The sequence below is a fragment of the Halomonas sp. TP35 genome (assembly GCF_052375975.1).
Classification (GTDB): domain Bacteria; phylum Pseudomonadota; class Gammaproteobacteria; order Pseudomonadales; family Halomonadaceae; genus Vreelandella; species Vreelandella citrativorans.
Genome location: NZ_JBQSUZ010000020.1, coordinates 31,757 through 53,823 on the forward strand (window position 1 = coordinate 31,757; position 22,067 = coordinate 53,823).

Annotated in this window: 20 protein-coding genes and 1 tRNA gene; 5 read left to right on the forward strand and 16 right to left on the reverse strand. The window is 55.4% G+C overall.

The window, feature by feature from the left end:
* Positions 1 to 61 precede the first annotated feature (61 nt).
* The 7 genes from ACT3RU_RS16495 to rlmE form a co-directional block, all read right to left on the reverse strand.
* Positions 62 to 148 (reverse strand) — tRNA-Leu (locus ACT3RU_RS16495).
* Positions 149 to 182: 34 nt separating this feature from the next.
* Complete coding sequence (gene secG, locus ACT3RU_RS16500) at positions 183 to 542, reverse strand: preprotein translocase subunit SecG (protein WP_172117596.1); 360 nt, start codon at positions 540 to 542, stop codon at positions 183 to 185.
* A 4-nt stretch (positions 543 to 546) separates the two neighbouring features.
* Positions 547 to 1,296: a triose-phosphate isomerase gene (tpiA, locus tag ACT3RU_RS16505; protein WP_087108701.1), complete on the reverse strand. Its 750-nt coding sequence runs from the start codon at positions 1,294 to 1,296 to the stop codon at positions 547 to 549.
* A 78-nt stretch (positions 1,297 to 1,374) separates the two neighbouring features.
* On the reverse strand, positions 1,375 to 2,724 hold the full coding sequence (gene glmM / locus ACT3RU_RS16510) for a phosphoglucosamine mutase (RefSeq protein WP_087108703.1): 1,350 nt from the start codon (positions 2,722 to 2,724) through the stop codon (positions 1,375 to 1,377).
* The gene (gene folP, locus ACT3RU_RS16515) at positions 2,721 to 3,635 is read right to left on the reverse strand and encodes a dihydropteroate synthase (protein ID WP_225733907.1); all 915 of its coding nucleotides are present in this window, start codon (positions 3,633 to 3,635) and stop codon (positions 2,721 to 2,723) included. Before folP ends, glmM begins: the two co-directional genes overlap by 4 nt.
* A gap of 97 nt (positions 3,636 to 3,732) precedes the next feature.
* Positions 3,733 to 5,751 (reverse strand): ATP-dependent zinc metalloprotease FtsH, encoded by a 2,019-nt coding sequence (gene ftsH, locus ACT3RU_RS16520; RefSeq protein WP_192528387.1) that lies wholly within the window; start codon positions 5,749 to 5,751, stop codon positions 3,733 to 3,735.
* 204 nt (positions 5,752 to 5,955) lie between these two features.
* Positions 5,956 to 6,603 carry a 23S rRNA (uridine(2552)-2'-O)-methyltransferase RlmE gene (rlmE, locus tag ACT3RU_RS16525; RefSeq protein WP_087109134.1) on the reverse strand — a complete coding sequence of 216 codons (648 nt, stop codon included), beginning with the start codon at positions 6,601 to 6,603 and terminating at the stop codon, positions 5,956 to 5,958.
* Between the two features lie 114 nt (positions 6,604 to 6,717).
* Between rlmE and yhbY the strand changes: the two genes are divergently transcribed.
* Complete coding sequence (gene yhbY / locus ACT3RU_RS16530) at positions 6,718 to 7,044, forward strand: ribosome assembly RNA-binding protein YhbY (protein WP_192528388.1); 327 nt, start codon at positions 6,718 to 6,720, stop codon at positions 7,042 to 7,044.
* 128 nt (positions 7,045 to 7,172) lie between these two features.
* On the opposite strand, the gene greA is transcribed toward yhbY, so the two are convergent.
* The 3 genes from greA to carA all read right to left on the reverse strand — a co-directional run bounded on the left by greA (position 7,173) and on the right by carA (position 12,091).
* Entirely contained in the window at positions 7,173 to 7,649 is a 477-nt protein-coding gene (greA, locus tag ACT3RU_RS16535) for a transcription elongation factor GreA (RefSeq protein ID WP_087108711.1), read from the reverse strand.
* On the reverse strand, positions 7,646 to 10,876 hold the full coding sequence (carB, locus tag ACT3RU_RS16540; protein WP_192528389.1) for a carbamoyl-phosphate synthase large subunit: 3,231 nt from the start codon (positions 10,874 to 10,876) through the stop codon (positions 7,646 to 7,648). Before carB ends, greA begins: the two co-directional genes overlap by 4 nt.
* 69 nt (positions 10,877 to 10,945) lie before the next feature.
* Positions 10,946 to 12,091 (reverse strand): glutamine-hydrolyzing carbamoyl-phosphate synthase small subunit, encoded by a 1,146-nt coding sequence (gene carA / locus ACT3RU_RS16545; protein ID WP_192528401.1) that lies wholly within the window; start codon positions 12,089 to 12,091, stop codon positions 10,946 to 10,948.
* A gap of 111 nt (positions 12,092 to 12,202) precedes the next feature.
* Here carA and ACT3RU_RS16550 point away from each other — a divergent pair, with 111 nt between their 5' ends.
* The gene (locus ACT3RU_RS16550) at positions 12,203 to 12,361 is read left to right on the forward strand and encodes a hypothetical protein (protein ID WP_192528390.1); all 159 of its coding nucleotides are present in this window, start codon (positions 12,203 to 12,205) and stop codon (positions 12,359 to 12,361) included.
* Positions 12,362 to 12,590: 229 nt separating this feature from the next.
* On the opposite strand, the gene dapB is transcribed toward ACT3RU_RS16550, so the two are convergent.
* Positions 12,591 to 13,394: a 4-hydroxy-tetrahydrodipicolinate reductase gene (gene dapB, locus ACT3RU_RS16555; RefSeq protein WP_192528391.1), complete on the reverse strand. Its 804-nt coding sequence runs from the start codon at positions 13,392 to 13,394 to the stop codon at positions 12,591 to 12,593.
* A gap of 168 nt (positions 13,395 to 13,562) precedes the next feature.
* Complete coding sequence (locus ACT3RU_RS16560; RefSeq protein ID WP_087108719.1) at positions 13,563 to 13,847, reverse strand: DUF2218 domain-containing protein; 285 nt, start codon at positions 13,845 to 13,847, stop codon at positions 13,563 to 13,565.
* Positions 13,848 to 14,135: 288 nt separating this feature from the next.
* Here ACT3RU_RS16560 and ACT3RU_RS16565 point away from each other — a divergent pair, with 288 nt between their 5' ends.
* The 3 genes from ACT3RU_RS16565 to ACT3RU_RS16575 are packed head-to-tail and all read left to right on the forward strand — an operon-like array spanning position 14,136 to position 17,066.
* Positions 14,136 to 15,263, forward strand: coding sequence for an ABC transporter substrate-binding protein (locus ACT3RU_RS16565; RefSeq protein WP_192528392.1), 1,128 nt, complete (start codon positions 14,136 to 14,138; stop codon positions 15,261 to 15,263).
* A complete protein-coding gene (locus ACT3RU_RS16570; protein WP_192528393.1) occupies positions 15,253 to 16,323 on the forward strand; it encodes a FecCD family ABC transporter permease in 1,071 nt (356 codons plus the stop codon). Before ACT3RU_RS16565 ends, ACT3RU_RS16570 begins: the two co-directional genes overlap by 11 nt.
* On the forward strand, positions 16,317 to 17,066 hold the full coding sequence (locus ACT3RU_RS16575; RefSeq protein ID WP_087108725.1) for an ABC transporter ATP-binding protein: 750 nt from the start codon (positions 16,317 to 16,319) through the stop codon (positions 17,064 to 17,066). Before ACT3RU_RS16570 ends, ACT3RU_RS16575 begins: the two co-directional genes overlap by 7 nt.
* On the opposite strand, the gene ACT3RU_RS16580 is transcribed toward ACT3RU_RS16575, so the two are convergent.
* From ACT3RU_RS16580 to grpE, 4 genes are all read right to left on the reverse strand, one after another.
* The gene (locus ACT3RU_RS16580) at positions 17,044 to 17,943 is read right to left on the reverse strand and encodes a DMT family transporter (protein ID WP_192528394.1); all 900 of its coding nucleotides are present in this window, start codon (positions 17,941 to 17,943) and stop codon (positions 17,044 to 17,046) included. The genes ACT3RU_RS16575 and ACT3RU_RS16580 overlap by 23 nt on opposite strands.
* Positions 17,944 to 18,041: 98 nt before the next feature.
* On the reverse strand, positions 18,042 to 19,193 hold the full coding sequence (gene dnaJ / locus ACT3RU_RS16585) for a molecular chaperone DnaJ (RefSeq protein ID WP_192528395.1): 1,152 nt from the start codon (positions 19,191 to 19,193) through the stop codon (positions 18,042 to 18,044).
* Between the two features lie 111 nt (positions 19,194 to 19,304).
* The gene (gene dnaK, locus ACT3RU_RS16590) at positions 19,305 to 21,236 is read right to left on the reverse strand and encodes a molecular chaperone DnaK (protein ID WP_192528396.1); all 1,932 of its coding nucleotides are present in this window, start codon (positions 21,234 to 21,236) and stop codon (positions 19,305 to 19,307) included.
* Positions 21,237 to 21,365: 129 nt separating this feature from the next.
* Complete coding sequence (gene grpE, locus ACT3RU_RS16595) at positions 21,366 to 21,995, reverse strand: nucleotide exchange factor GrpE (protein ID WP_087108733.1); 630 nt, start codon at positions 21,993 to 21,995, stop codon at positions 21,366 to 21,368.
* Positions 21,996 to 22,067: the final 72 nt, after the last annotated feature.

Below are 22,067 nucleotides of genomic sequence, written 5' to 3' on the forward strand. Positions count from 1 at the left end.
CGTTTTTTGACGAACGTTGTTTGATAAAGAGTCTGGGAAGCTGGCGAGCCAGCAAAACAGATGGTGCCGAAGGCGGGACTTGAACCCGCACGACCATACGGTCACTACCCCCTCAAGATAGCGTGTCTACCAATTCCACCACTTCGGCATCAGGGGAGGCTAACGAAAGCGACATCAAGCATTTACTCGCTGCTTTCCTCTAGCACTGGCGCGGTATTATCCACACTTGCAGGGCTATCGTCAAGCGTTGGAACGCTTTGCTGTTGCTCGATCAGGCGTGAATCAGGAATGCCCGCTTCCGGCGCCTGGCCTGCTTGCGTTGCAAAGTACGCTAGCGCCATAGAGGTTACGAAAAAACCTGCTGCCAGAACCGCAGTTGTACGCGATAAAAAGCTACCGCTACCGCGCGAGCCAAATACCGTTTGAGAGGCACCACCTCCAAACGCGGCACCAGCTTCGGCACCTTTACCCTGCTGAAGCAGGATCAATACAACCAGGGCGACCGCAATCACCACGTGGACCATAAGAATTGCAACTTGCATGGCGTTATCCTGCTGACTGACAAATGGCGTAGAAATCATCGGTTTTGAGCGAAGCACCGCCCACTAAACCGCCGTCGATATCCGGCTGGGCAAGTAGCTCAGCCGCATTTTTTGCGTTCATACTGCCGCCGTAGAGCAACCGCATCTGCTCAGCGAACGCTGTACTAAACTCTGCGAGGTAGGCGCGAATTCCGGCCATTACGTCCTGCGCCTGCTCGGGCGTTGCTGTCCGCCCAGTACCAATCGCCCATACGGGTTCATAGGCAATCACGACCGCTTGGCGCTGTTCGGGCGCTAAACGCGTCATCGCATAGCCTACCTGGCGCAATACCACATCCATGGTCTTTTCTGCATCACGCTCGGCAAGTGATTCACCCACACACAGAATGGGCGTCAGACCATTATCAAGCGCCGCCAATAAGCGATCAAACACCTGCTCATCGCTTTCACGGTACAGCTCGCGACGCTCGGAGTGACCCACCAGTACGTACGACACCTCGAACTCTTTGAGCATACGTCCGCTCACTTCACCCGTATGCGCACCAGACTCGACTGGATTGAGCGTCTGGGCGCCTAGCGTTAGCGGTGTATTGCGAAACGCCTGACGCGCCGCGTCCAGATATGGAAAGGGGGGAATAAGCACAACGTCCAAGGCTGCAGGTAACGAGACATCAGCAAACGCGCTGCCAAAATCATTTATCAGTGCAGCGGACCCGTTCATTTTCCAATTACCGGCAATTAATGGCGTACGCATGAACTCTCCTCACTCAAGGTGGAGCGAAATGGTATAGGAGCGGCCTTGACAAGACAACCGCTGACAAGCACAGCTGCCTTATTTGAGCAAGGCTTGAACACGATCAGCCAGCCCTTGAGTCAACTGTTCGACATTCAAGTGACCACAGCCTTCTACCATAACGCGTATCAATGGCTCAGTGCCGGAGGGCCGCAACAGCACTCGCCCCTGATCACCCAGCTGTTTTTCAACGTCAGCAACAGCATCCTGTAGCGTGCTTAATGCCATAACATCATGCGCCAAGGTTCCTGCGGGCAAGCGCACATTCACTAATGCCTGAGGGACTTTCTCAAACCCTTTCAGTAATTCAGGCAACGATGTTTGCTCACGGATCATCAATGCCAACACCTGTAGAGCAGCGACAATGCCGTCACCAGTGGTTTGCACATGACCGCATACAATATGTCCCGACGCTTCGCCACCCAACTCCCACTCGTTAGCAGCCATCATTTCCATGACAAAGCGATCGCCCACCTTGGCACGCTTAAAGGGGATACCCAGCTTTTCAAGCGCGACAGCAAGGCCAAAGTTACTCATTAAGGTGCCTACCACGCCACCTGCTAACAGGCCTCGCTCATGACGGTCACGGGCAATCAAATAGAGAATATCATCGCCATCAATTTCGCGGCCATCACTATCCACCAGCAGCACGCGGTCCCCATCACCATCAAATGCGATGCCTAAATCGGCCCCCCGGTGAATGACCGCAGCACGTAGCGCCGCAGGATGCGTAGAGCCTACTTGATGGTTAATATTCAAGCCGTCAGGTGACGCGCCGATAACGCTGACCTCAGCGCCTAGCTCGCGAAACACGTTTGGCGCAATGTGATAGGTCGCACCGTGGGAGCAATCCAGCACAACGTTTAGCCCATGCAGGCTTAAGCGGTCTGGCAGCGTCGATTTGCAAAACTCGATATAGCGACCGGCGGCATCACCGATCCGGGTTGCCTTGCCCAGCTGGGCCGCTTCAGCGGTCGTTAACGGCGCCTCCAGCATGGCTTCGATACGGTCTTCTGTCTCATCGGGGAGCTTTTTGCCCTCTGCCGAGAAAAACTTAATGCCGTTATCATCAAACGGATTATGTGATGCTGAAATCACGATCCCTGCATCGGCACGAAAAGTGCGGGTGAGATACGCAATACCCGGTGTCGGCATCGGGCCCAAAAGCGACACATCAACGCCTGCTGCCGAAAGCCCAGCCTCTAACGCCGACTCAAACATATAACCTGAAATACGCGTATCTTTACCAATCAACACCCGCGTCCGACCCTTTTCGCGGCGCAATACCTGGCCCGCTGCCCAACCAAGCTTGAGCATAAAATCGGCAGTGATAGGTGCTTGTCCAACCGTACCCCGAATCCCGTCGGTACCAAAATAGCGTCGTGTCATGAATGTTTTTCCTCGTTTAGCGGCATGTCGCACCCCTCCTGGAGTACCGCCCAGGCCATATTAACGGCATCGACCGTCGGCCCTACATCGTGCACGCGTAGAATTTTAGCGCCACGTTCAACGGCCATGGCAGACAGCGCAAGACCACCCGCCAAACGCTCTTCAACCGGACGCCCCAGCACTTTGCCAATCATGCTCTTACGCGACATTCCAACCAATAGCGGCAAACCAAGCGACTGCAGGGCACCCATATATTTTAGCAGGCGCAAATTGTGTTCAACCGTTTTACCAAACCCAAAGCCTGGATCAAGCAGCAAACGGCTGCGACGAAGACCAGCAGCCTCGCACTCCGCTACACGCTGCGCCAGATAATCAGCGACAGCCACTTCCACCGGTTGGTCATAAGAAGGTGAATGCTGCATATCCTGTGGCTCACCCTGGCGGTGCATTAAACAGACAGGAAGCCCGCTGCCAATGGCCGCCATTAAGGCATCTTCACGCTCAAGCGCACGCACGTCGTTAATCATTCCGGCGCCAAGCGCACTTGATTCGCGCATCACCAGCGAGCAGCTGGTATCGACCGACACCAACGCATCCAGCTCACGAACCAGCGCTTCAACAACCGGCGCGACCCGATCAAGCTCCTCTTGAGCACTTAGCGGCTCAGCCCCGGGGCGCGTCGACTCACCGCCCACATCAATAATCGCGGCACCTTCGGCAAGCATACGCTCGGCATGACGCAGCGCGTCATCCAGCGCTACGTGCCGACCACCATCAGAAAAAGAGTCGGGCGTAACATTTAAAATCCCCATAACGCGAGGAAAAGAGAGATCCAGCACATGGCGCCCGCAACGCATGTGCACATTATCATTCATTGCGGGTGATAAAGAGGGGTCAATTATTGATTTCATGCGGCTACCTATTAAAAAGAAGCACTGCTACTGCCTGAATAACAGCATAACAAAAAGGCGCCCCATATTGGGGCGCCTTTGCAGTGGCCGGAGCGTATCAGGAACCCGTTGAACCACCTAGCGGGTCAGAGGGGCGCCGGCGAGGCTTGTCATCATCCTCATCACCCTCGCCACCTGAAGCACTACCACCAGACGCATGATCAGTGGCGTTCGATGAATCGTTCTGCGCCGCCGGTACGTCATCGCTAACGGGCGTACCACCGCCAGGTGAATCACCATCGTTCCAGCCTTCCGGCGGACGCGGATCACGGCCTTCCATGATGTCTTTCAACTGGTCGGCATCGATGGTTTCGTACTTCATCAACGCTTCGGTCATGGCTTCCAGCTTATCGCGATTATCGGTCAGGATCTGACGCGCCTGCTCATAACAATCGTCAATAATCTTACGAATTTCTTTATCAAGACGCGTCGTTGTGTCACCCGACTTCATCTTGCTGCCGCCCTGACCTGGGCCACCGAGGAACTGATGTGACTCGTCTTCGTCGTACATGATCGGGCCCATCTCATCCGACAGCCCCCATTTCGCGACCATGTTATGAGCCAGTTCCGTAGCGCGCTTGATGTCATTAGAAGCACCGGTGGTGACACCGTTGGCTCCCAGTGTCATCTCTTCGGCGATACGACCACCGAACAGCGAACAAATTTGGCTAAGAATCTGCTGACGCGACAGGCTATAACGGTCTTCCTCGGGCAGGAACATGGTGACACCCAATGCCCGACCGCGCGGAATAATCGTTACCTTGTAGACCGGATCGTGCTCAGGCATCACCAGGCCAATAATCGCATGGCCCGATTCGTGATAAGCCGTATTCAGCTTCTCTTTATCGGTCATGACCATCGATTTGCGCTCAGCGCCCATCATGATCTTGTCTTTGGCAAGCTCCAGCTCTTCCATGCTGACCAGGCGCTTGTTACGGCGCGCGGCGAACAGCGCTGACTCATTCACCAGGTTAGCCAAATCGGCACCTGAGAAGCCTGGCGTTCCACGAGCAATAATCGACGGTTTAACGTCTTCAGCCAGCGGCACCTTACGCAGGTGAACGCCCAGAATATGCTCACGGCCACGGATATCCGGCAAGCCAACGGTCACCTGACGGTCAAAACGGCCCGGACGCAGAAGCGCTGGGTCAAGTACGTCCGGACGGTTGGTCGCGGCAATCACGATAACGCCTTCGTTGGCTTCAAAGCCGTCCATCTCAACCAGCAGTTGGTTAAGCGTCTGCTCACGCTCATCATTACCGCCGCCCATACCAGCACCGCGTGAACGACCTACCGCGTCAATCTCATCGATAAAGATAATACAGGGTGACTGCTTCTTGGCCTGTTCGAACATATCGCGCACCCGCGAGGCACCGACACCCACAAACATTTCAACGAAGTCGGAACCAGAAATCGAGAAGAACGGCACCTTGGCTTCACCGGAAATCGATTTTGCCAGCAGTGTTTTACCGGTTCCCGGTGGGCCCACCATCAACACACCACGAGGAATCGTACCGCCCAGGCGCTGAAATTTAGTCGGATCACGCAGGAAGTCGACGAGCTCTTCTACTTCCTCTTTCGCTTCATCACAGCCGGCTACGTCGGCAAAGGTAGTTTTGATCTGATCCTGAGAAAGCAGCTTGGCCTTGGACTTGCCAAAGCTCATCGGGCCGCCTTTACCGCCGCCAGCACCACCCTGCATCTGACGCATAAAGAACATAAAGATGGCCAGGATCAACAGAATCGGAAAGCTTGCGATCAGTAGGCGCGTCCAGATGCTTTGCTGCTCTGGCGCTTTACCCACAACCGTTACACTATTGCTTAGCAGGTCATCCATCAGCTTGGGATCTTCAGCCGCCGGACGAATCGTCTGGAACTGCGAACCGTCCGTACGCTCACCGTTAATGGTATAGCCATCAATGGTAACGCTACGAACCTGCTGATTTTGCACCTGCTCCACAAACTGGGAGTAGTTGGTGCTTTGGGGAGCACTTTCGGTACTAAAATTGTTGAACACTGTCAGTAGCACAGCCGCGATGACCAGCCACAGAATCAGGTTCTTCGCCATATCGTTCAAGGGGCTACCCTCATTACAAGAATCCGTCAGTTAAACGCCAATACTGAGACCTTACACCAGTACCTGGCGTTCAACCATTGCCAAAGCACTATTAACTTTGGGCCATCTGTATCACGCTTATCTCATGCGTATAATGTGACACACCTTGCGCCTGCCTGTCTGGCAATCGCGATGATAAATCTTTGCTATGCACAACCTGTCATTTTAGCCGCGAAACCCCTCCGCTAGAAAGTAGACTTCCCGCGAACGAGCCCGCGAGGCATCTGGCTTACGGATCACGACACGATCAAAACTGCCGCGCAATTCTTTAAGGTAGGCATCAAACCCTTCCCCCTGAAACACCTTGGCCAAAAAGCGGCCTTTGGGGGGCAGTGTCTCACGGGCGAGCTCTAGCGCCAGCTCTACAAGGTACATGGCCTGAGGCTGGTCAATCGCAGCCATACCACTCATATTGGGGGCCATGTCGGACATCACAAGGTCTACCTGACGATTTCCCAGCCGTTCAAGAATCGCATTAAGCACTGACTCTTCCGTAAAATCGCCTTGAATAAAGTCCACCCCTGCCAGCGCATCCATCTCCAGTATGTCAGAGGCGATCACCACGCCGTCCATACCGACTTTCTCAGCAGCGATCTGGCTCCAACCGCCAGGTGCCGCGCCCAGATCAATGATCGTCATGCCCGGGCGAAACAGCTTATCTTTTTCATCCAGCTCCAGCAGTTTATAGCTTGCGCGAGAGCGATAACCATCCTGCCAACTCTGTTTCACGTACTGGTCGTCAAAGTGCTCTTTCTTCCAGTTGTTGCTGGTTTTGCTCACTGAATGTTTACGGTTCGGGGGCTTTTGCTGCATATCAGAATCTAACACTGCAATAAGAGATAGGCGCGTTAACGCGATAGCTTTCACTTGGTGGCATTTCACCGTAAGATGGAACGTTAAGCGCTAACCGGGATACCGCAAGATACCATGAGCTTGTCACAGGCACAAAAGAAAGCATTTCGCAGCATTGGCCACCATTTGAACCCAGTGGTCACCGTTTCTGAAAACGGCGTCTCCGAAAATTTGCTCACAGAACTCAACCGCGCGCTCAACGATCACGAGCTTATCAAGGTGAAACTTGCCCTGCCTGAGCGTGACGACCGTGCGGCCATGCTAAACGAACTGGTCACCGGCAGCCGCGCCGAGGTCGTGCAAACGATTGGCAAAATGGCACTGCTTTATCGCAAAAACCCTAAAGCCAATCCGAAGCTCTCTAACGTTTCACGCTTCGAGGGTCACCACGGCCGCCACTAAAGCACCACTGACTGGTTGTTACAAAGAACGATAAAAAGCCCGCGACTCGGTTGATATCAACCTGATAAGCGGGCTTTTTTATGGGCGCCCATTAAGCTGGGCACCCACTAGCTCTATAGACCTAGCGCTTAGACATATTCAACGCTTTCGATCTCATACTCAACGTCGCCACCGGGTGTTTTCACCACGGCAACGTCGCCCTCTTCTTTACCGATCAGCGCACGTGCAATTGGGGACGTAACGGAAATACGGCCAGACTTAATATCTGCCTCATCTTCGCCCACAATGCGGTAGGTCACGCTGGCATCCGTATCCAGGTTGAGCAGAGAGACCGTGACACCAAAGATCACTTTCCCTGTATTAGGCAGCTTGGTGATATCAATCACCTGCGCTACCGAAAGCTTGCTCTCGATCTCCTGAATACGACCTTCGATAAACCCCTGTTGTTCACGGGCAGCGTGGTATTCGGCGTTCTCCTTAAGGTCGCCGTGCTCACGCGCTTCGGCAATCGATGCAATCACTCGTGGGCGCGCTTCGCCCTTAAGATGATTGAGTTCTTCGCGAAGGCTTTTTTCACCCGCAACCGTCATCGGGACCTTGTTCATTGACTTGCTCCTGCATGCAGATCCTGAAGGCGACGCACCGTAATCTCCCTACCGTACTCAAGTGCCATACAAACGGCATTAGCGCCCGCCAAGGTGGTTGCATAGGGCACCTTGCGCGCAAGAGCAGTACGGCGAATGACCGAAGAGTCATTAATAGCCTGACGACCTTCGGTAGTGTTCACGATGTAGGCGATTTCGTCGTTCTTAAGCAGATCGACGATATGGGGACGACCTTCATAGACTTTATTGACGTGCTCGACCGCAAGCCCAGCGGCTTCCAGTGCTTCGGCTGTGCCGCGTGTCGCGCATAGTGTGAAGCCTAATGTTAGCAGAGAACGAGCGACTTCGATAATCCCCGCCTTATCCGGCTCACGCACGGAAAGGAACGCCTTGCGATCACCCTCAAGCGCCGGAATCGCTTCGCCCGCGCCCAGCTGCGCCTTAAAGAACGCTTCTGCAAAGGTCTCGCCTGAACCCATCACTTCACCGGTAGACTTCATCTCCGGCGACAGAATCGGATCAACACCCTGGAACTTGTTGAACGGGAAAACCGCCTCTTTCACGCTATAGAAGTGCGGAATGATTTCGCGCTCAAAGCCCTGCTCTGCAAGTGTCGTGCCCGCCATGCAGCGTGCCGCAATCTGGGCAAGCGAAATACCAATGCATTTGGATACAAACGGCACGGTACGTGAAGCACGTGGGTTAACTTCAATCACGTAGATCTCGCCATCCTGCCAGGCAAGCTGCACGTTCATTAAGCCCTTCACGCCCAGCTCTACGGCCATCTGCTTGACCTGCTCGCGCATCTCATCCTGCACATCGGCGGGCAGCGAGTAGGGCGGCAGCGCGCAGGCGGAGTCACCGGAGTGAACGCCCGCTTGCTCTACGTGCTGCATGATACCGCCAATCACTACCTGCTGACCGTCTGATACCGCATCAATGTCGATCTCAATGGCAGCACTCAGGAAGTGGTCCAGCAGCACCGGCGAGTCATTGGAAACCTTGACCGCATTGGTCATGTAGTTCTCAAGCTCAGAGGCGTCATAGACGATCTCCATGGCCCGGCCGCCCAACACGTAGCTTGGGCGCACCACCAACGGGTAACCGATGATTTCCGCCTTGGCGAAGGCTTCTTCAAAGCTGCGCGCGGTGGCGTTAAGCGGCTGCTTCAGGCCGAGCTTTTCGATCATCACCTGGAAGCGCTCGCGGTCTTCGGCACGGTCGATGGCATCCGGCGTGGTGCCAATAATCGGCACACCAGCCGCTTCCAGCTCGCGGGCAAGTTTCAGCGGCGTTTGGCCACCGAATTGGACGATCACGCCGACCGGCTTCTCTTTGTCGGCAATTTCAAGCACGTCTTCAAGCGTTACCGGCTCGAAGTAGAGACGATCAGAGGTATCGTAATCGGTCGACACGGTTTCCGGGTTGCAGTTGACCATGATGGTTTCATAGCCGTCATCGCGCATGGCGAACGCAGCGTGAACACAGCAGTAGTCAAACTCGATGCCTTGACCAATACGGTTCGGCCCGCCACCCAGCACCATGATCTTCTGGCGATCAGATACGTCCGCTTCACACTCCTCTTCATACGTGGAATACATGTAGGCGGTATCAGAAGCGAACTCGGCGGCGCAAGTATCCACGCGCTTGTAGACCGGACGAATACCGGCGGCCTGACGCGTTTGGCGGAACTCTTTTTCGCTCACGCCCAACAGCTTGGCCAAGCGCGCATCGCCAAAGCCTTTGCGCTTGAGCTGATAGAGTTCGCGCGCAGAGAAATCGCTTAGCGAGCGCTTGGCAACGGCGGCTTCCGTCAGCACCAGGTCTTCCATCTGGGCCAGGAACCAGGGGTCGATATTAGTCAGCGCAAAGACGTCATCCACGCTCATGCCCGAACGCATGGCATCGGCAACATAGAAGATACGCTCAGCGCCTGCCGCCTGAAGTTCACCCTTGATCAGGGCCATATTTTCCGGGTTGAAATCGGTAATAATTGGGTCTAGGCCGTCGTTACCGGTTTCCAGGCCGCGCAGAGCTTTCTGCAAGGATTCCTGGAAGGTACGGCCAATCGCCATGACCTCGCCCACGGACTTCATCTGAGTGGTCAGGCGGTCGTTGGCCTGAGGGAACTTCTCGAAGGTGAAACGCGGGATCTTGGTGACGACGTAATCGATAGACGGCTCGAACGATGCCGGCGTGCGGCCACCGGTAATATCGTTTTGCAGCTCGTCCAGGGTGTAACCAATCGCCAGCTTGGCGGCAATTTTGGCAATCGGGAAGCCGGTTGCCTTGGACGCTAGCGCCGATGAGCGCGATACCCGTGGGTTCATCTCGATCACGACCAGGCGGCCGGTTTTCGGGTCCATACCGAACTGCACGTTGGAGCCACCGGTTTCTACGCCAATCTCACGTAGAACCGCAAGGCTCGCATCGCGCATGATCTGGTACTCTTTGTCCGTCAGCGTCTGTGCCGGAGCGACGGTAATCGAGTCGCCGGTATGCACGCCCATCGGGTCAAAGTTTTCAATCGCGCAGACAATGATGCAGTTGTCTTTTTTGTCGCGCACGACCTCCATTTCGTACTCTTTCCAACCCAGCAGCGACTCATCAATCAGCAGCTCGTGGTTATTGGAAAGCTCGAAACCGCGCGTACAGATCTCTTCAAACTCTTCCTTGTTGTACGCCACGCCGCCGCCGGAGCCGCCCATGGTATAGGAAGGCCGAATAATGGTCGGGAAGCCAAGCTCGGCTTGAATTTCCCACGCCTCATCCATGGTGTGCGCGACTTTCGCTTTCGGGCACTCAAGGCCAATACGCTTCATGGCTTGGTCAAACAGGTCACGGTCTTCGGCCATGTTGATGGCGTCGGCGTTGGCACCGATCATCTCCACGCCGTGCTTTTCCAACACGCCATGTTTTTCCAGATCCAGCGCACAGTTAAGCGCGGTTTGGCCACCCATGGTAGGCAGAATAGCATCAGGCTTTTCAGCCTCGATGATCTTCTCAACAGCCTGCCAGGTAATCGGCTCGATGTAGGTAGCATCCGCCATGGCCGGGTCGGTCATGATGGTGGCCGGGTTAGAGTTCACCAAAATAACCCGGTAACCCTCCTCGCGCAGCGCCTTACACGCCTGGGCGCCGGAGTAGTCGAATTCGCAGGCCTGGCCGATAACGATCGGGCCAGCGCCAATGATCAAAATACTGTTTAAGTCGGTACGCTTAGGCATAACGGTTCCCGCAAAAAATGGTGACGAAGAGCGACAAAAGCGGCATACAGTGATGAAGCAGAGCCTGCGTTAGCGGCGCGCCTGCATCATCGTGATGAAGCGATCAAACAGCGGCGCTACATCACGCGGGCCGGGGCTGGCTTCCGGGTGACCCTGAAAACTAAATGCGGGTCGGTCGGTGCGCTCAATACCCTGCAGCGTGCCGTCAAACAACGAACGATGGGTGGCGCGTAGATTGGCCGGAAGGCTCGTCTCATCTGCGGCAAAGCCATGGTTCTGGCTGGTGATCATTACAGCGCCCGTGTCCAAATCCTGAACCGGGTGGTTAGCACCGTGGTGACCATGATTCATTTTGACGGTTTTGGCACCCGAGGCGAGCGCGAGTAGCTGGTGGCCCAGGCAAATACCGAACACCGGCGTGTCCGTTTCAAGCACGTCCTGAATCGCCTTGATGGCGTAGTCACAGGGTTCGGGGTCGCCCGGGCCGTTGGCCAGGAAAACACCGTCCGGATTCATCGCCAGCACGTCAGCCGCGGGCGTTTGCGCGGGCACCACCGTCAGGCGGCAACCACGCGCAGCGAGCATGCGCAGGATGTTGAATTTCACGCCGTAGTCAAACGCTACAACATGGTAAGGGCGCTCGCCTTTCGTTGTATCCGCATAGCCTTCGCCCAGCGTCCACTCGCCTTCTGTCCACTCGTAAGCCTCTTTACAGGAGACCTCCTTGGCCAGGTCCATACCCTTCAGACCCGGAAAGGCCTTGGCGGCCGCCAAGGCACGCTCAACGGCATCATCACCTTGCGCATCTTCGCCTGCCAAAATCGCACCGTTCTGGGCGCCTTTATCGCGCAAAATGCGCGTCAGGCGGCGGGTATCAATATCAGCGATACCGACAACGTTTTGGCTTGCCAGATAGTCAGACAGCGTTTGTTCCGAGCGGAAACTGCTAGCCATCAAAGGCAAATCGCGGATCACCAAACCGGCGGCGGCAATGGACGCAGACTCAACGTCTTCAGCGTTAATACCAGTATTGCCGATATGGGGGTAAGTGAGCGTTACGATCTGGCGGGTATAGGAAGGGTCAGTCAGGATTTCTTGATAGCCGGTCATGGCTGTATTGAACACTACCTCACCGCTTGTTAATCCGTCCGCGCCAATGGCGATTCCATGAAACACGCTACCGTCTTCCAGGGCCAAAATCGCAGGTTTGCTCAATGCGGGGTTATTCAAGTCAAGGTCCTCCCATGCTGGTGGGAGCCTGTGGGCGCAGGCTCAGCGATACTGGCTGAAAGCATCCGCAGGATGCCCTCACCAGAATCGAGATTAATGTTTGAAGTCTGGTTTTTTAAACCCGGTGTTGAAACCCAGCTACCAAAACTTCAGTATCAAATGCTTAAAACTCGGGTCGTAAAAAAGCGGGACGAAGCCGATAAAGAAAAAATCGGTTTCATCCCGCTTGTTGTTCTGAGCATCTCAGGCTTGTGATGCTGGGTCTATATGCCAAAGGCAATACAGACAGTGTAACTAATCTCGCTGTAGCGAACCTGAGTAGGCAGTGGTGACCAACGCAACAAGCGCGCCGTCTGTTTCTCATGGGCCACCCGGCCAAAATTTATGGAATGTTACAGCATTTTTTGGCCCTTGACTACCTATAAAAACCCGCGACGTGTGGTGCGCTTATAAAGCGGGTTAAGTATCGATGAAATGCTTCTCACTAAAGCCCTAACACATCCTGCATGTCGTAACGGCCATGCTTTTGACCTGCGACCCAGCGCGCCGCACGTACAGCGCCTTTGGCAAACGTCATGCGGCTGGAAGCCTTGTGGGTAATTTCGATGCGCTCGCCTTCGGTGGCGAACATTACCGTGTGCTCGCCGACAATGTCGCCCGCGCGTACAGTGGCAAAGCCAATCTCTTTATCGGTACGCGGACCGCACTGGCCTACTCGCTCAAATACGCCGTGCTCTTTTAAGGTACGCCCGAGGCTATCGGCTACCACTTCGCCCATTTTAATCGCAGTGCCGGAGGGCGCATCCACCTTGTGGCGGTGATGCGACTCGATGATTTCGATATCGTAGCCTTCATCGCCTAACGCTTTAGCGGCGGTTTCCAGAAGTTTGAGCGTAAGGTTTACTCCAACGCTCATATTGGGCGCGAATACCATCGCAACCTTATCGCGGTAGCTATCCAACTGGGCGAGCTCATCATCACTCATGCCCGTGGTGCCAATCACCATGCGCTTATCGTGCTTGGCACAAAACGCCAGATTAGCCAGCGTCACCCGGGGAGCGGTAAAGTCGATCAGCACATCGAAGTCGTTAACGATTGCATCAAGGGAGTCGACTGCGCTAACACCGCGCTTGCCCACGCCCGCTAACTCACCAATATCCGCACCTGCCAACGAGCTGCCCGGCTCGACAATCCCACCGGCGAGCGTTGTGCCAGCATCCTGTTCAATAGCGCTTACCAGCGTACGGCCCATTCGGCCAGCCACGCCCACAATGGCAACTCGGGTCATGCGAACTCCTGCATTTTGCAATCAATTACGTCGAATCAAGCTGAATAGTAACCAGGCGGCGATTATAACAGACGCTTCAAGCAGTGCTGTGCTTGTGTTTCAGGCGGCCTGATTTTTCTGCCACTGGTTTTCAAACGCTGGCTTCTAAAAGCATGTCTTCCAAAACCGTTAATTCTGCCAAACGACAATCAGCTCCTCGTCTTTCGCCATGCGCACAAGGTGATTTTCCACCACGCCTTCCAACTGATCCAGATGCTCCTCTTCCAGGGCTTCGATAGACACCAGCAACTTGTCAGCTTCTGCGTGCAACAAGCAGGTGCCTTTGTCAGGAAATACAATCCTGCCCTCCTGCTGGCTGTGCTCAACCTCCAACTTATGCGCCCAGTGCTTGCAAAGCCGGTTAATGATGCGCTCGCCTGATGCAGTCGCAATTTCAGCACGTGATAAAGGCATAGAATTCTCCACTGGATAAAGGGTGTTACCTCTAGCTTATGGGTAACTGGGATAGCCGCCAAACAGTTAAATGCCTTGATAGCGCAACAGCGTGTTCAGCATCGCCTGAAAAATGTTCTCACCGTAACAGATGTCATCTCGACAGCTACACCGGATTCCATGATAATGCCCCACTATGAGAATGCGAATTATACCCAAAAACTTCATATTCGATGCTTTTCATGCGCTGACACCAGTTCCAGCCTGGCACACTGACAACCGACCCACCCACAAGTGATCAATACGCTTATGACGTCCTCTCTTTTAAAAACGCTGATAGGTATGGCAGCGGTTGTGAGCTGCACTACGGCAGCGGCAGACTCTGTTACCGTTACCGATGTTACCGGCCGCGAAGTCACGCTGGAGGCGCCCGCTGAGCGTGTTATCCTGGGTGAGGGTCGTCAGATCTACTTGCTCGGCCTACTGGAGCCAGAGGACCCGTTTGCGCATATCGTCGGCTGGCGCGAGGATTTTTCCCAAGCAGACCCTGATAACTACGCCCGCTACGCGGAACGCTTTCCTGAAATTGAAGCCCTGCCGACGTTTGGCGGCTTTAAAGACGGCACCTTCGACGTTGAGCAGGCCGCCTCGCTTAACCCTGACGTGGTCTTTATGAACCTTGAGGCCAAAGCGGCCACCGAAGATGCTGCCTATGATGACAAGCTTGCTCAATTGGGCATTCCGATCATCTACGTCGATTTTCGTGAAGACCCCATCGAGCACACCATTCCCTCCATGCGCATCATGGGCCAAGTCATGAACGACGAAGCGGCGGCTGAGGAGTTTATCGACTTCGCTGAGGCGCAGCTGGCACGGGTGACCGATGTCATTAACGAAGCGAACCCCGAGCGCCCCAGCGTCTTTATCGACCGCGCGGGCGGCTACTCGGATGAGTGCTGCATGAGCTTTGGCCCCGGTAACTTTGGCGAGTACGTGACACTGGCAGGCGGCACCAATATCGCCGACGGCATCATTCCCGGCAGTTTCGGCACGCTGAATCCTGAGCAGATCATTGCTGCAAACCCTGATCACGTTGTAGTGACCGGCGGCAATTGGGACGCCTACGTACCCGGCGGCGCCTGGGTAGGCGTAGGACCCGGCTCTGATATGCAAGCCGCTCACGCCAAGCTTGAAGCGCTGACCTCGCGTACCGCCATGACCGGCATCCAGGCGGTGGAAGATGGAAACTTCCACGCCATTTGGCACCAGTTCTACAACAGCCCCTACTACTTCGTGGCCATTCAGCAGCTCGCCAAATGGCTGCACCCAGCGCTGTTTGAAGATCTAGACCCTGAAGCCACCCTGCAGGAGCTTCACGACCGCTTCTTGCCTATTGATTACGAGCCGGGTTACTGGGTATCGCTCCATGACGACTGAGACTATCGCCGCCGACAGCTACTCACAGGGGCGCGCCTTCTACCGCACTCAGGTATTCCGCCGCCAGATGATTATTCTGGCGCTGGTGGTGGCGCTGCTGTTTAGTCTCTGCGTTGATTTGGCGCTGGGGCCAGCCCGCTATAGTCTGGGCGAAGTGGTCGCCGCTCTGCTGACGCCCCAAAGCGTCAGCCAGCAGGCACGCGTTATTCTCTGGGAAATCCGCATGCCGGTGGCGCTAATGGCCCTAGTGGTAGGCGCCAGCCTTTCGGTAGCCGGCGCGCAGATGCAAACCATCCTGAGCAACCCACTGGCCAGCCCCTTTACGCTGGGCATTTCCGCCGGAGCAAGCTTTGGCGCCGCCCTTGGGCTTGCCTTCGGCGTGGCGATTGTACCCGCCGCCATTGAGTTCGTGGTGCCGCTCAACGCCTTTATCATGGCCATGTTCACCGCATTTCTCATCCACGCGCTGAGCCTTAAACGCGGCGTGACGGTGGAAACCATCGTACTGCTCGGCATTGCCATGGTGTTTATCTTCAACTCACTAATGGCGCTGATCCAGTTTTTTGCAAGCCAGGAAGCCGTCTCGGCAGTGGTGTTCTGGACCATGGGCAGCTTAACCAAGGCGACGTGGCCCAAGTTCTGGATTGCACTGGGCATTCTTGCCGCCGTTATGCCGCTGCTTGCCCGTCACGGCTGGGCACTTACCGCCATGCGCCTGGGCGATGCCAAGGCCGAAAGCATGGGCGTTAACCCGCGTGCGCTGCGTCTGGAAGTGCTGGTGCTGGTATCGCTGCTTGCCGCAGTGGCCGTGGCATTTGTGGGCACTATCGGTTTTATCGGCCTGGTGGGGCCGCATATTGCACGCATCCTGCTCGGTGAAGATCAACGCTTCTTTCTGCCGGGTTCAGCACTTTGCGGTGCACTGATTCTTTCGGTGGGCTCGGTGATCTCCAAGATCATTATTCCAGGCACGATTATTCCCATCGGTATTATTACATCGCTGGTGGGCATTCCCTTCTTCCTGTTTCTGGTGCTCAACCACAAGAAGGCTTCATGGTAACCCTACAGCTAACCCGCGTTTCGGCCCGCTACGGGCGCCGCTCAATTCTGGAAGATATCACGACACCCTGCTTTCAAGGCGGTCAAGTGGTCGCCCTGCTAGGGCCTAACGCTGCCGGGAAATCGACGCTTTTCAGGCGTATTCTAGGCTTGCTGAAAGGCGAAGGTGACGTCGCTATACGCCATACGAGCGCCGAGCGCCCGGTGGCCTATATGCCTCAGGACACGGGCGCCAAAGCGGTGTTGACGGTTTATGAGTCGGTGCTGCTCGCACGCATGCAAGGGCGCAGCCTGAAAGTGCAGCCAGAGGATCTGGCCCAGGTGGACCGGGCACTTGAAGAGCTTAATATTACGGCACTTGGCGAGCGTGACATTGGCGATTTAAGCGGCGGCCAACGCCAGTTGGTCAGCGCGGCGCAGGCACTGGTACAAGAGCCCGAGATTCTGATGCTGGATGAACCTACTTCGGCGCTGGACCTTAACCGCCAGATCAACCTGCTAACGGTCTTACGCCGCTTGGCAGATGAACGCCAAATGCTGATTCTGGTGGCGCTTCACGACCTGGGCCATGCGCTGCGCTTTACCGATGCTTCCATGGTGCTTGAAAACGGTCGCCTGATCGCATGCGGCCCCACAGAAGAGGTCATTACTCCTGAGCTTTTGCGCCAGGTGTACAAGGTGGCGGCACGTATCGAGCCGTGCTCGAAAGGCCGCCCCCAGCTTATCGTCGAAGAAGCTGTCTAAACCGCCGCCCTTCCAGGGCGGCGAGCGCCACCCCACTGAGCATCAAGGGAAGCGCCAGCAAGAAATTACTCGATACCGGAATACCGAACAACACCCAGTCGGCCGCTACTGGCCAAATCAGCGCAATGTACTCAAACGGTGCAAGCCGCGATGCCTCGGCATAGCGAAGTGCCAGCGTCATGGCAATATGCGCCGCACCACCAAACAGCCCCGAGAGCACCAACAGCCAAAGGGCCTTTGTATCCAGCGCTGCCCACCCCAACGGCAGCGTGGCCAACCCCGCAAGCGCAGACACCAAAATAAAGTAAAAGGCGATAGAAGCTGCTGTTTCAGTACGTGAAATGCGCCTAACGGTAAGCAACGCCCCTGCCGTTAAAAGTGCGCTTAGCGCGCCCAACACATAGCCGGTCATCAGGCCACTTTCAGAGCTGGCATTAAGGCCAGGCAGTACCAGCACCGCCATACCGGCAAGCGCCAACAAAATGGCCCCAGCGCGATAAAACGAGAACCGCTCACCCAGCAACAGCACCCCGCCCACCGCCATAAACACCGGCGTTAGCTGAGCCAACAGCGTTGCCTCGGCAACGGGCAGCAGTGCGACCGCCGCAAACGAGGCAAACATTGCCGCCGCCCCCAACCCTGAACGCAGCGCATGGCCCAACGGACGACGCGTCGCCAGCCCCCCCGGGAACTCCCGGCGAATCATCAGAAAAACCATAATCGGCAACAGCGCAAACAACGAGCGGAAAAACACCGACTGCCCCACCGGCACTTCATCACTCACCGCTTTAATACATACCAGCATGCCGGTAAACAGCAGACCGGAAAGGATTCTGAGCCAAATGCCCAACGTGGGTTTGTCCTGCAAGCTATCCATTACGCTTTATGTTCCTTAAACGTCAAAAACCCCCGGCCTGGGCCGAGGGTCTGCGGAACCTAACATTGTACAATTACGTTAGGGCAGTCACACCAAAATCAGGGCTTCATCTCTTCAAAGAACTTCTTCACGCTGTCGAAGAAGCCGGTTTTCTTGGGTGAGTGGCTATTGCTGCCTTCCAGACTTTCCTGGAATTTACGCAGCAAATCGCGCTGCTCTTCACCCAGGTTGACCGGGGTTTCGATAACGACTTTGCAGAGCAGGTCGCCCGGCGCACCACCGCGTACTGGTTTGACACCTTTGCCGCGCAGACGGAAGAGTTTGCCGGTTTGCGTCTCCGGCGGAATCTTCAGCTTCACACGGCCATCCAGCGTGGGTACTTCAAGCTCGCCACCCAGCGCTGCATCGACGAAGTTGATCGGTACGTCGCAGTGCAGGTTTTTACCATCGCGCTGGAAGATATGGTGCGCTTTGATAGAAACCTGAACGTAAAGATCGCCCGCTGGGCCACCATTAACGCCGCTTTCGCCTTCGCCGTTCAGACGAATGCGATCACCGGTATCAACACCCGGCGGAATCTTCACAGAGAGCGTACGCGTTTCACGCACACGTCCTTCGCCGTTACATTTGTGGCACGGCACTTTGATGTGCTGGCCGCTACCGTGACAGGTTGGGCAGGTTTGCTGTACCGCGAAAAAGCCCTGCTGCATACGCACTTGGCCGTGGCCATGACACGTGGGGCAGGTTTCCTTGGAAGAGCCTGGCTCAGCGCCGTCACCATCACAGCGGTCACACTCAATGTGGCGTGGCACACGGATGTCGACAGTGGTACCAGCTACCGCACTCTCAAGGTCCAACTCCAGGTTGTAGCGAAGGTCGGAGCCACGTGCGGGCGCGTTAGGACCACGACGGCGGCCGCCGCCCCCGCCACCGAAAATATCACCAAACACATCGCCGAAGATGTCGCTAAAGTCACCCGCGCCACCGCCACCGAAACCGCCGCCGCCAAAGCCACCGCCTTGGCCATCAACACCGGCATGACCAAACTGGTCGTACGCCGCACGTTTTTCGCCATCGCTAAGCACTTCGTAAGCTTCTGACACTTCGCGGAATTTTTCCGAGGCAGTATCATCGTCCGGGTTTCGATCAGGGTGGAATTTTTGCGCCAGGCGGCGGTAGGCCTTTTTGATCTCTTTCTGATCGGCCCCTTTATCGACACCCAGGACTTCGTAATAATCGCGTTTGGACATGGGTCCTACGCCTCCTGGTTAACTATGCTCTTGATTAGGCGTCTTGACCGCGGAAACAGCAACGCGGGAGTCTCCTCCCGCGTTACCTTCTTCCTTGGTAGAAAGAGGATGTTACGACTGCTTTTTATCGTCGTTGACTTCTTCGTACTCGGCGTCAACCACGTCATCTTCCTGCTTGGTGCTAGCATCTTCAGCACCTTCACCCGCCTGCTGAGCAGCTTCCGCCTGTTCGGCGTACATCTTCTGCGCCAGCTGACCAGACGCTTCGGTCAGTGCATCCAGTTTCTTCTGGATGTTGTCCGTGTCGTCAGTCTTGACGGCTTCTTCCAGCTCGCTGATGGCGGTTTCGATAGCCTGTTTCTCATCATCCGTCGCTTTGTCGCCCGCTTCTTGCACGGTTTTGCGCGTTGCGTGGATCATGCCATCGGCTTGGTTACGCAGCTGTACCAACGCTTCGAATTTTTTATCTTCGTCAGCGTGGGCTTCAGCGTCGCGTACCATTTGATCGATCTCTTCATCCGTCAGACCGCTGGACGCTTTAATGACAATCGACTGCTCTTTACCGGTCGCTTTGTCTTTGGCAGAAACGTTCAGAATACCGTTGGCGTCCAGGTCAAACGCCACTTCGATCTGCGGAACACCGCGCGGAGCAGGCGGAATATCAGACAAGTCGAAACGACCGAGCGACTTGTTCTGAGTCACTTGCTTACGCTCACCTTGAACGACGTGAATGGTCACGGCCGTCTGGTTGTCATCCGCCGTGGAGAAGGTTTGCGTCTTCTTCGTCGGGATGGTGGTGTTCTTGTCGATTAACGGCGTCATCACGCCACCCATCGTTTCGATACCCAGAGTCAGCGGGGTAACGTCCAGCAGCAGTACGTCTTTCACGTCGCCGCCCAGAACGCCACCTTGAATCGCTGCACCTACGGCAACCGCTTCGTCAGGGTTAACGTCTTTACGCGCTTCTTTACCGAAGAAATCAGCGGCTTTCTTCTGCACCATCGGCATACGTGTCTGGCCACCGACCAGGATCACCTCGTCGATTTCAGACGCAGACAGACCCGCATCTTTCAGCGCCATTTTGCAGGGCTCAAGTGAACGCTGAACCAGCTCTTCTACCAGCGATTCCAGCTTGGCACGAGTCACCTTAACGTTAAGGTGTTTCGGGCCAGTGTTGTCAGCCGTGATATAGGGCAGGTTAACGTCGGTCTGCTGGGCGCTTGAAAGTTCAATTTTGGCTTTTTCAGCGGCTTCTTTCAGACGCTGCATGGCCAGGTTGTCACCCGACAGATCAATACCGCTGTCAGACTTGAACTGGTCAACCAGGTAGTTGATCAGCGCCAAGTCAAAATCTTCGCCGCCCAGGAAGGTGTCGCCGTTGGTGGCGAGTACTTCAAACTGGGTTTCGCCTTCAACGTCGGCAATTTCGATGATCGAGATATCGAACGTACCGCCACCCAAGTCATAAACGGCGATGGTTTTGTCACCGCGTGACTTGTCCATACCGTAGGCGAGTGCTGCTGCGGTCGGCTCGTTGATAATACGCTTAACGTCCAGCCCCGCGATGCGGCCTGCATCCTTAGTGGCCTGACGCTGGCTGTCGTTGAAGTAAGCCGGTACGGTGATGACCGCTTCCGTTACCGCTTCGCCGAGGTAATCTTCGGCGGTTTTCTTCATTTTCTTCAGCACTTCCGCACTTACTTGCGGCGGCGCCATTTTTTTACCTTTTACTTCTACCCACGCATCGCCGTTGTCAGCTTCAGCGATCTTGTAGGGCACCATCTTGATGTCTTTTTGAACAACGTCGTCTTTAAAGCGACGGCCGATCAGACGCTTGATGGCGTAAAGCGTGTTTTCCGGGTTGGTAACGGCTTGGCGCTTGGCTGCCTGGCCTACCAGGGTTTCGCCGTCATCGGTGTAAGCGATGATCGAAGGCGTGGTACGGCCACCTTCAGCATTTTCGATAACTTTAGCACTGTCGCCATCAAGTACTGCCACACAAGAGTTGGTAGTACCCAGGTCAATACCAATAATGCGTCCCATAGCAAAAACCTCGAATTCAGTTGTATCAATACTTAAAACGTGTGCGGGATTTCCCGCGTGGTTGGCCTTTATCTGGGGGCCGCCAGTGACTTTTCAAGGGTTTTTTTACACTTTGCGTCACTAATCGGCTTAATTTGCCTTCTGACTGACCACAACCATCGCTGGGCGAACCAAACGCCCATTGAGCAGGTAACCTTTCTGCATCACTTCCATTACGGTATTGGGTTCAAGCTCGGGGTTCGGCACCATCGCCATGGCTTCGTGCACTTGGGGGTCAAAGGGCTCGCCTTGGGGCTCAATGCTTTCAACACCAAATTTATTGAGCACCCCCAGCTGCATATTGAGCGTCATGGAAACGCCCTCGCGGTGCGCCTCAGAGGCGCCGTCCTGCATGGATTCAAGCGCTTTTTCCAGGCTATCCACCACAGGCAGCAGCTCTTTTACAAATTTTTCCAAGGCAAACTTACGTGCCTTGTCCGCTTCCTGCTCGGCACGGCGGCGAACATTCTGAGCTTCAGCGGCAGCGCGCAACGCCTGGTCCTTGGCTTCTGCCAGGTTTTGCTCCAGCTCATTTACCTGAGCGGCTAGTACGTCGGCCTCGGGGTCGGCGAAGCTGCCTTCAAGCGGCGCTTCGTCGTTAATCAGGCCTTCCAGCTCCCCATCAATCAAGCGCTCTTCAGACTCCTGGTCCCTCATATCGGCTTCCCGCTCTTGGCGAGCGAGTTCGTCATCTAATGGAGTTTGCGGTTCTTTTGCCATGCCATGCTCCTCAAAAGGGGTTCGGGCTTTATCTGCCCAACACTGCTCATAAAAAATAATCAATAAATCAGT

Coding starts and splice junctions, on each gene's coding strand:
- ACT3RU_RS16580 (WP_192528394.1), bottom strand. CDS start 17,943: ATGGATAGCTTGCAGGACAAACCCACGTTGGGCATTTGGCTCAGAATC.
- grpE (WP_087108733.1), bottom strand. CDS start 21,995: ATGGCAAAAGAACCGCAAACTCCATTAGATGACGAACTCGCTCGCCAA.
- greA (WP_087108711.1), bottom strand. CDS start 7,649: ATGAACAAGGTCCCGATGACGGTTGCGGGTGAAAAAAGCCTTCGCGAA.
- glmM (WP_087108703.1), bottom strand. CDS start 2,724: ATGACACGACGCTATTTTGGTACCGACGGGATTCGGGGTACGGTTGGA.
- dnaK (WP_192528396.1), bottom strand. CDS start 21,236: ATGGGACGCATTATTGGTATTGACCTGGGTACTACCAACTCTTGTGTG.
- ACT3RU_RS16570 (WP_192528393.1), top strand. CDS start 15,253: ATGACGACTGAGACTATCGCCGCCGACAGCTACTCACAGGGGCGCGCC.
- ACT3RU_RS16575 (WP_087108725.1), top strand. CDS start 16,317: ATGGTAACCCTACAGCTAACCCGCGTTTCGGCCCGCTACGGGCGCCGC.
- carB (WP_192528389.1), bottom strand. CDS start 10,876: ATGCCTAAGCGTACCGACTTAAACAGTATTTTGATCATTGGCGCTGGC.
- ACT3RU_RS16565 (WP_192528392.1), top strand. CDS start 14,136: ATGACGTCCTCTCTTTTAAAAACGCTGATAGGTATGGCAGCGGTTGTG.
- yhbY (WP_192528388.1), top strand. CDS start 6,718: ATGAGCTTGTCACAGGCACAAAAGAAAGCATTTCGCAGCATTGGCCAC.
- ACT3RU_RS16550 (WP_192528390.1), top strand. CDS start 12,203: ATGTTTGAAGTCTGGTTTTTTAAACCCGGTGTTGAAACCCAGCTACCA.
- folP (WP_225733907.1), bottom strand. CDS start 3,635: ATGAAATCAATAATTGACCCCTCTTTATCACCCGCAATGAATGATAAT.
- dnaJ (WP_192528395.1), bottom strand. CDS start 19,193: ATGTCCAAACGCGATTATTACGAAGTCCTGGGTGTCGATAAAGGGGCC.
- secG (WP_172117596.1), bottom strand. CDS start 542: ATGCAAGTTGCAATTCTTATGGTCCACGTGGTGATTGCGGTCGCCCTG.
- ACT3RU_RS16560 (WP_087108719.1), bottom strand. CDS start 13,847: ATGCCTTTATCACGTGCTGAAATTGCGACTGCATCAGGCGAGCGCATC.
- dapB (WP_192528391.1), bottom strand. CDS start 13,394: ATGACCCGAGTTGCCATTGTGGGCGTGGCTGGCCGAATGGGCCGTACG.
- rlmE (WP_087109134.1), bottom strand. CDS start 6,603: ATGCAGCAAAAGCCCCCGAACCGTAAACATTCAGTGAGCAAAACCAGC.
- tpiA (WP_087108701.1), bottom strand. CDS start 1,296: ATGCGTACGCCATTAATTGCCGGTAATTGGAAAATGAACGGGTCCGCT.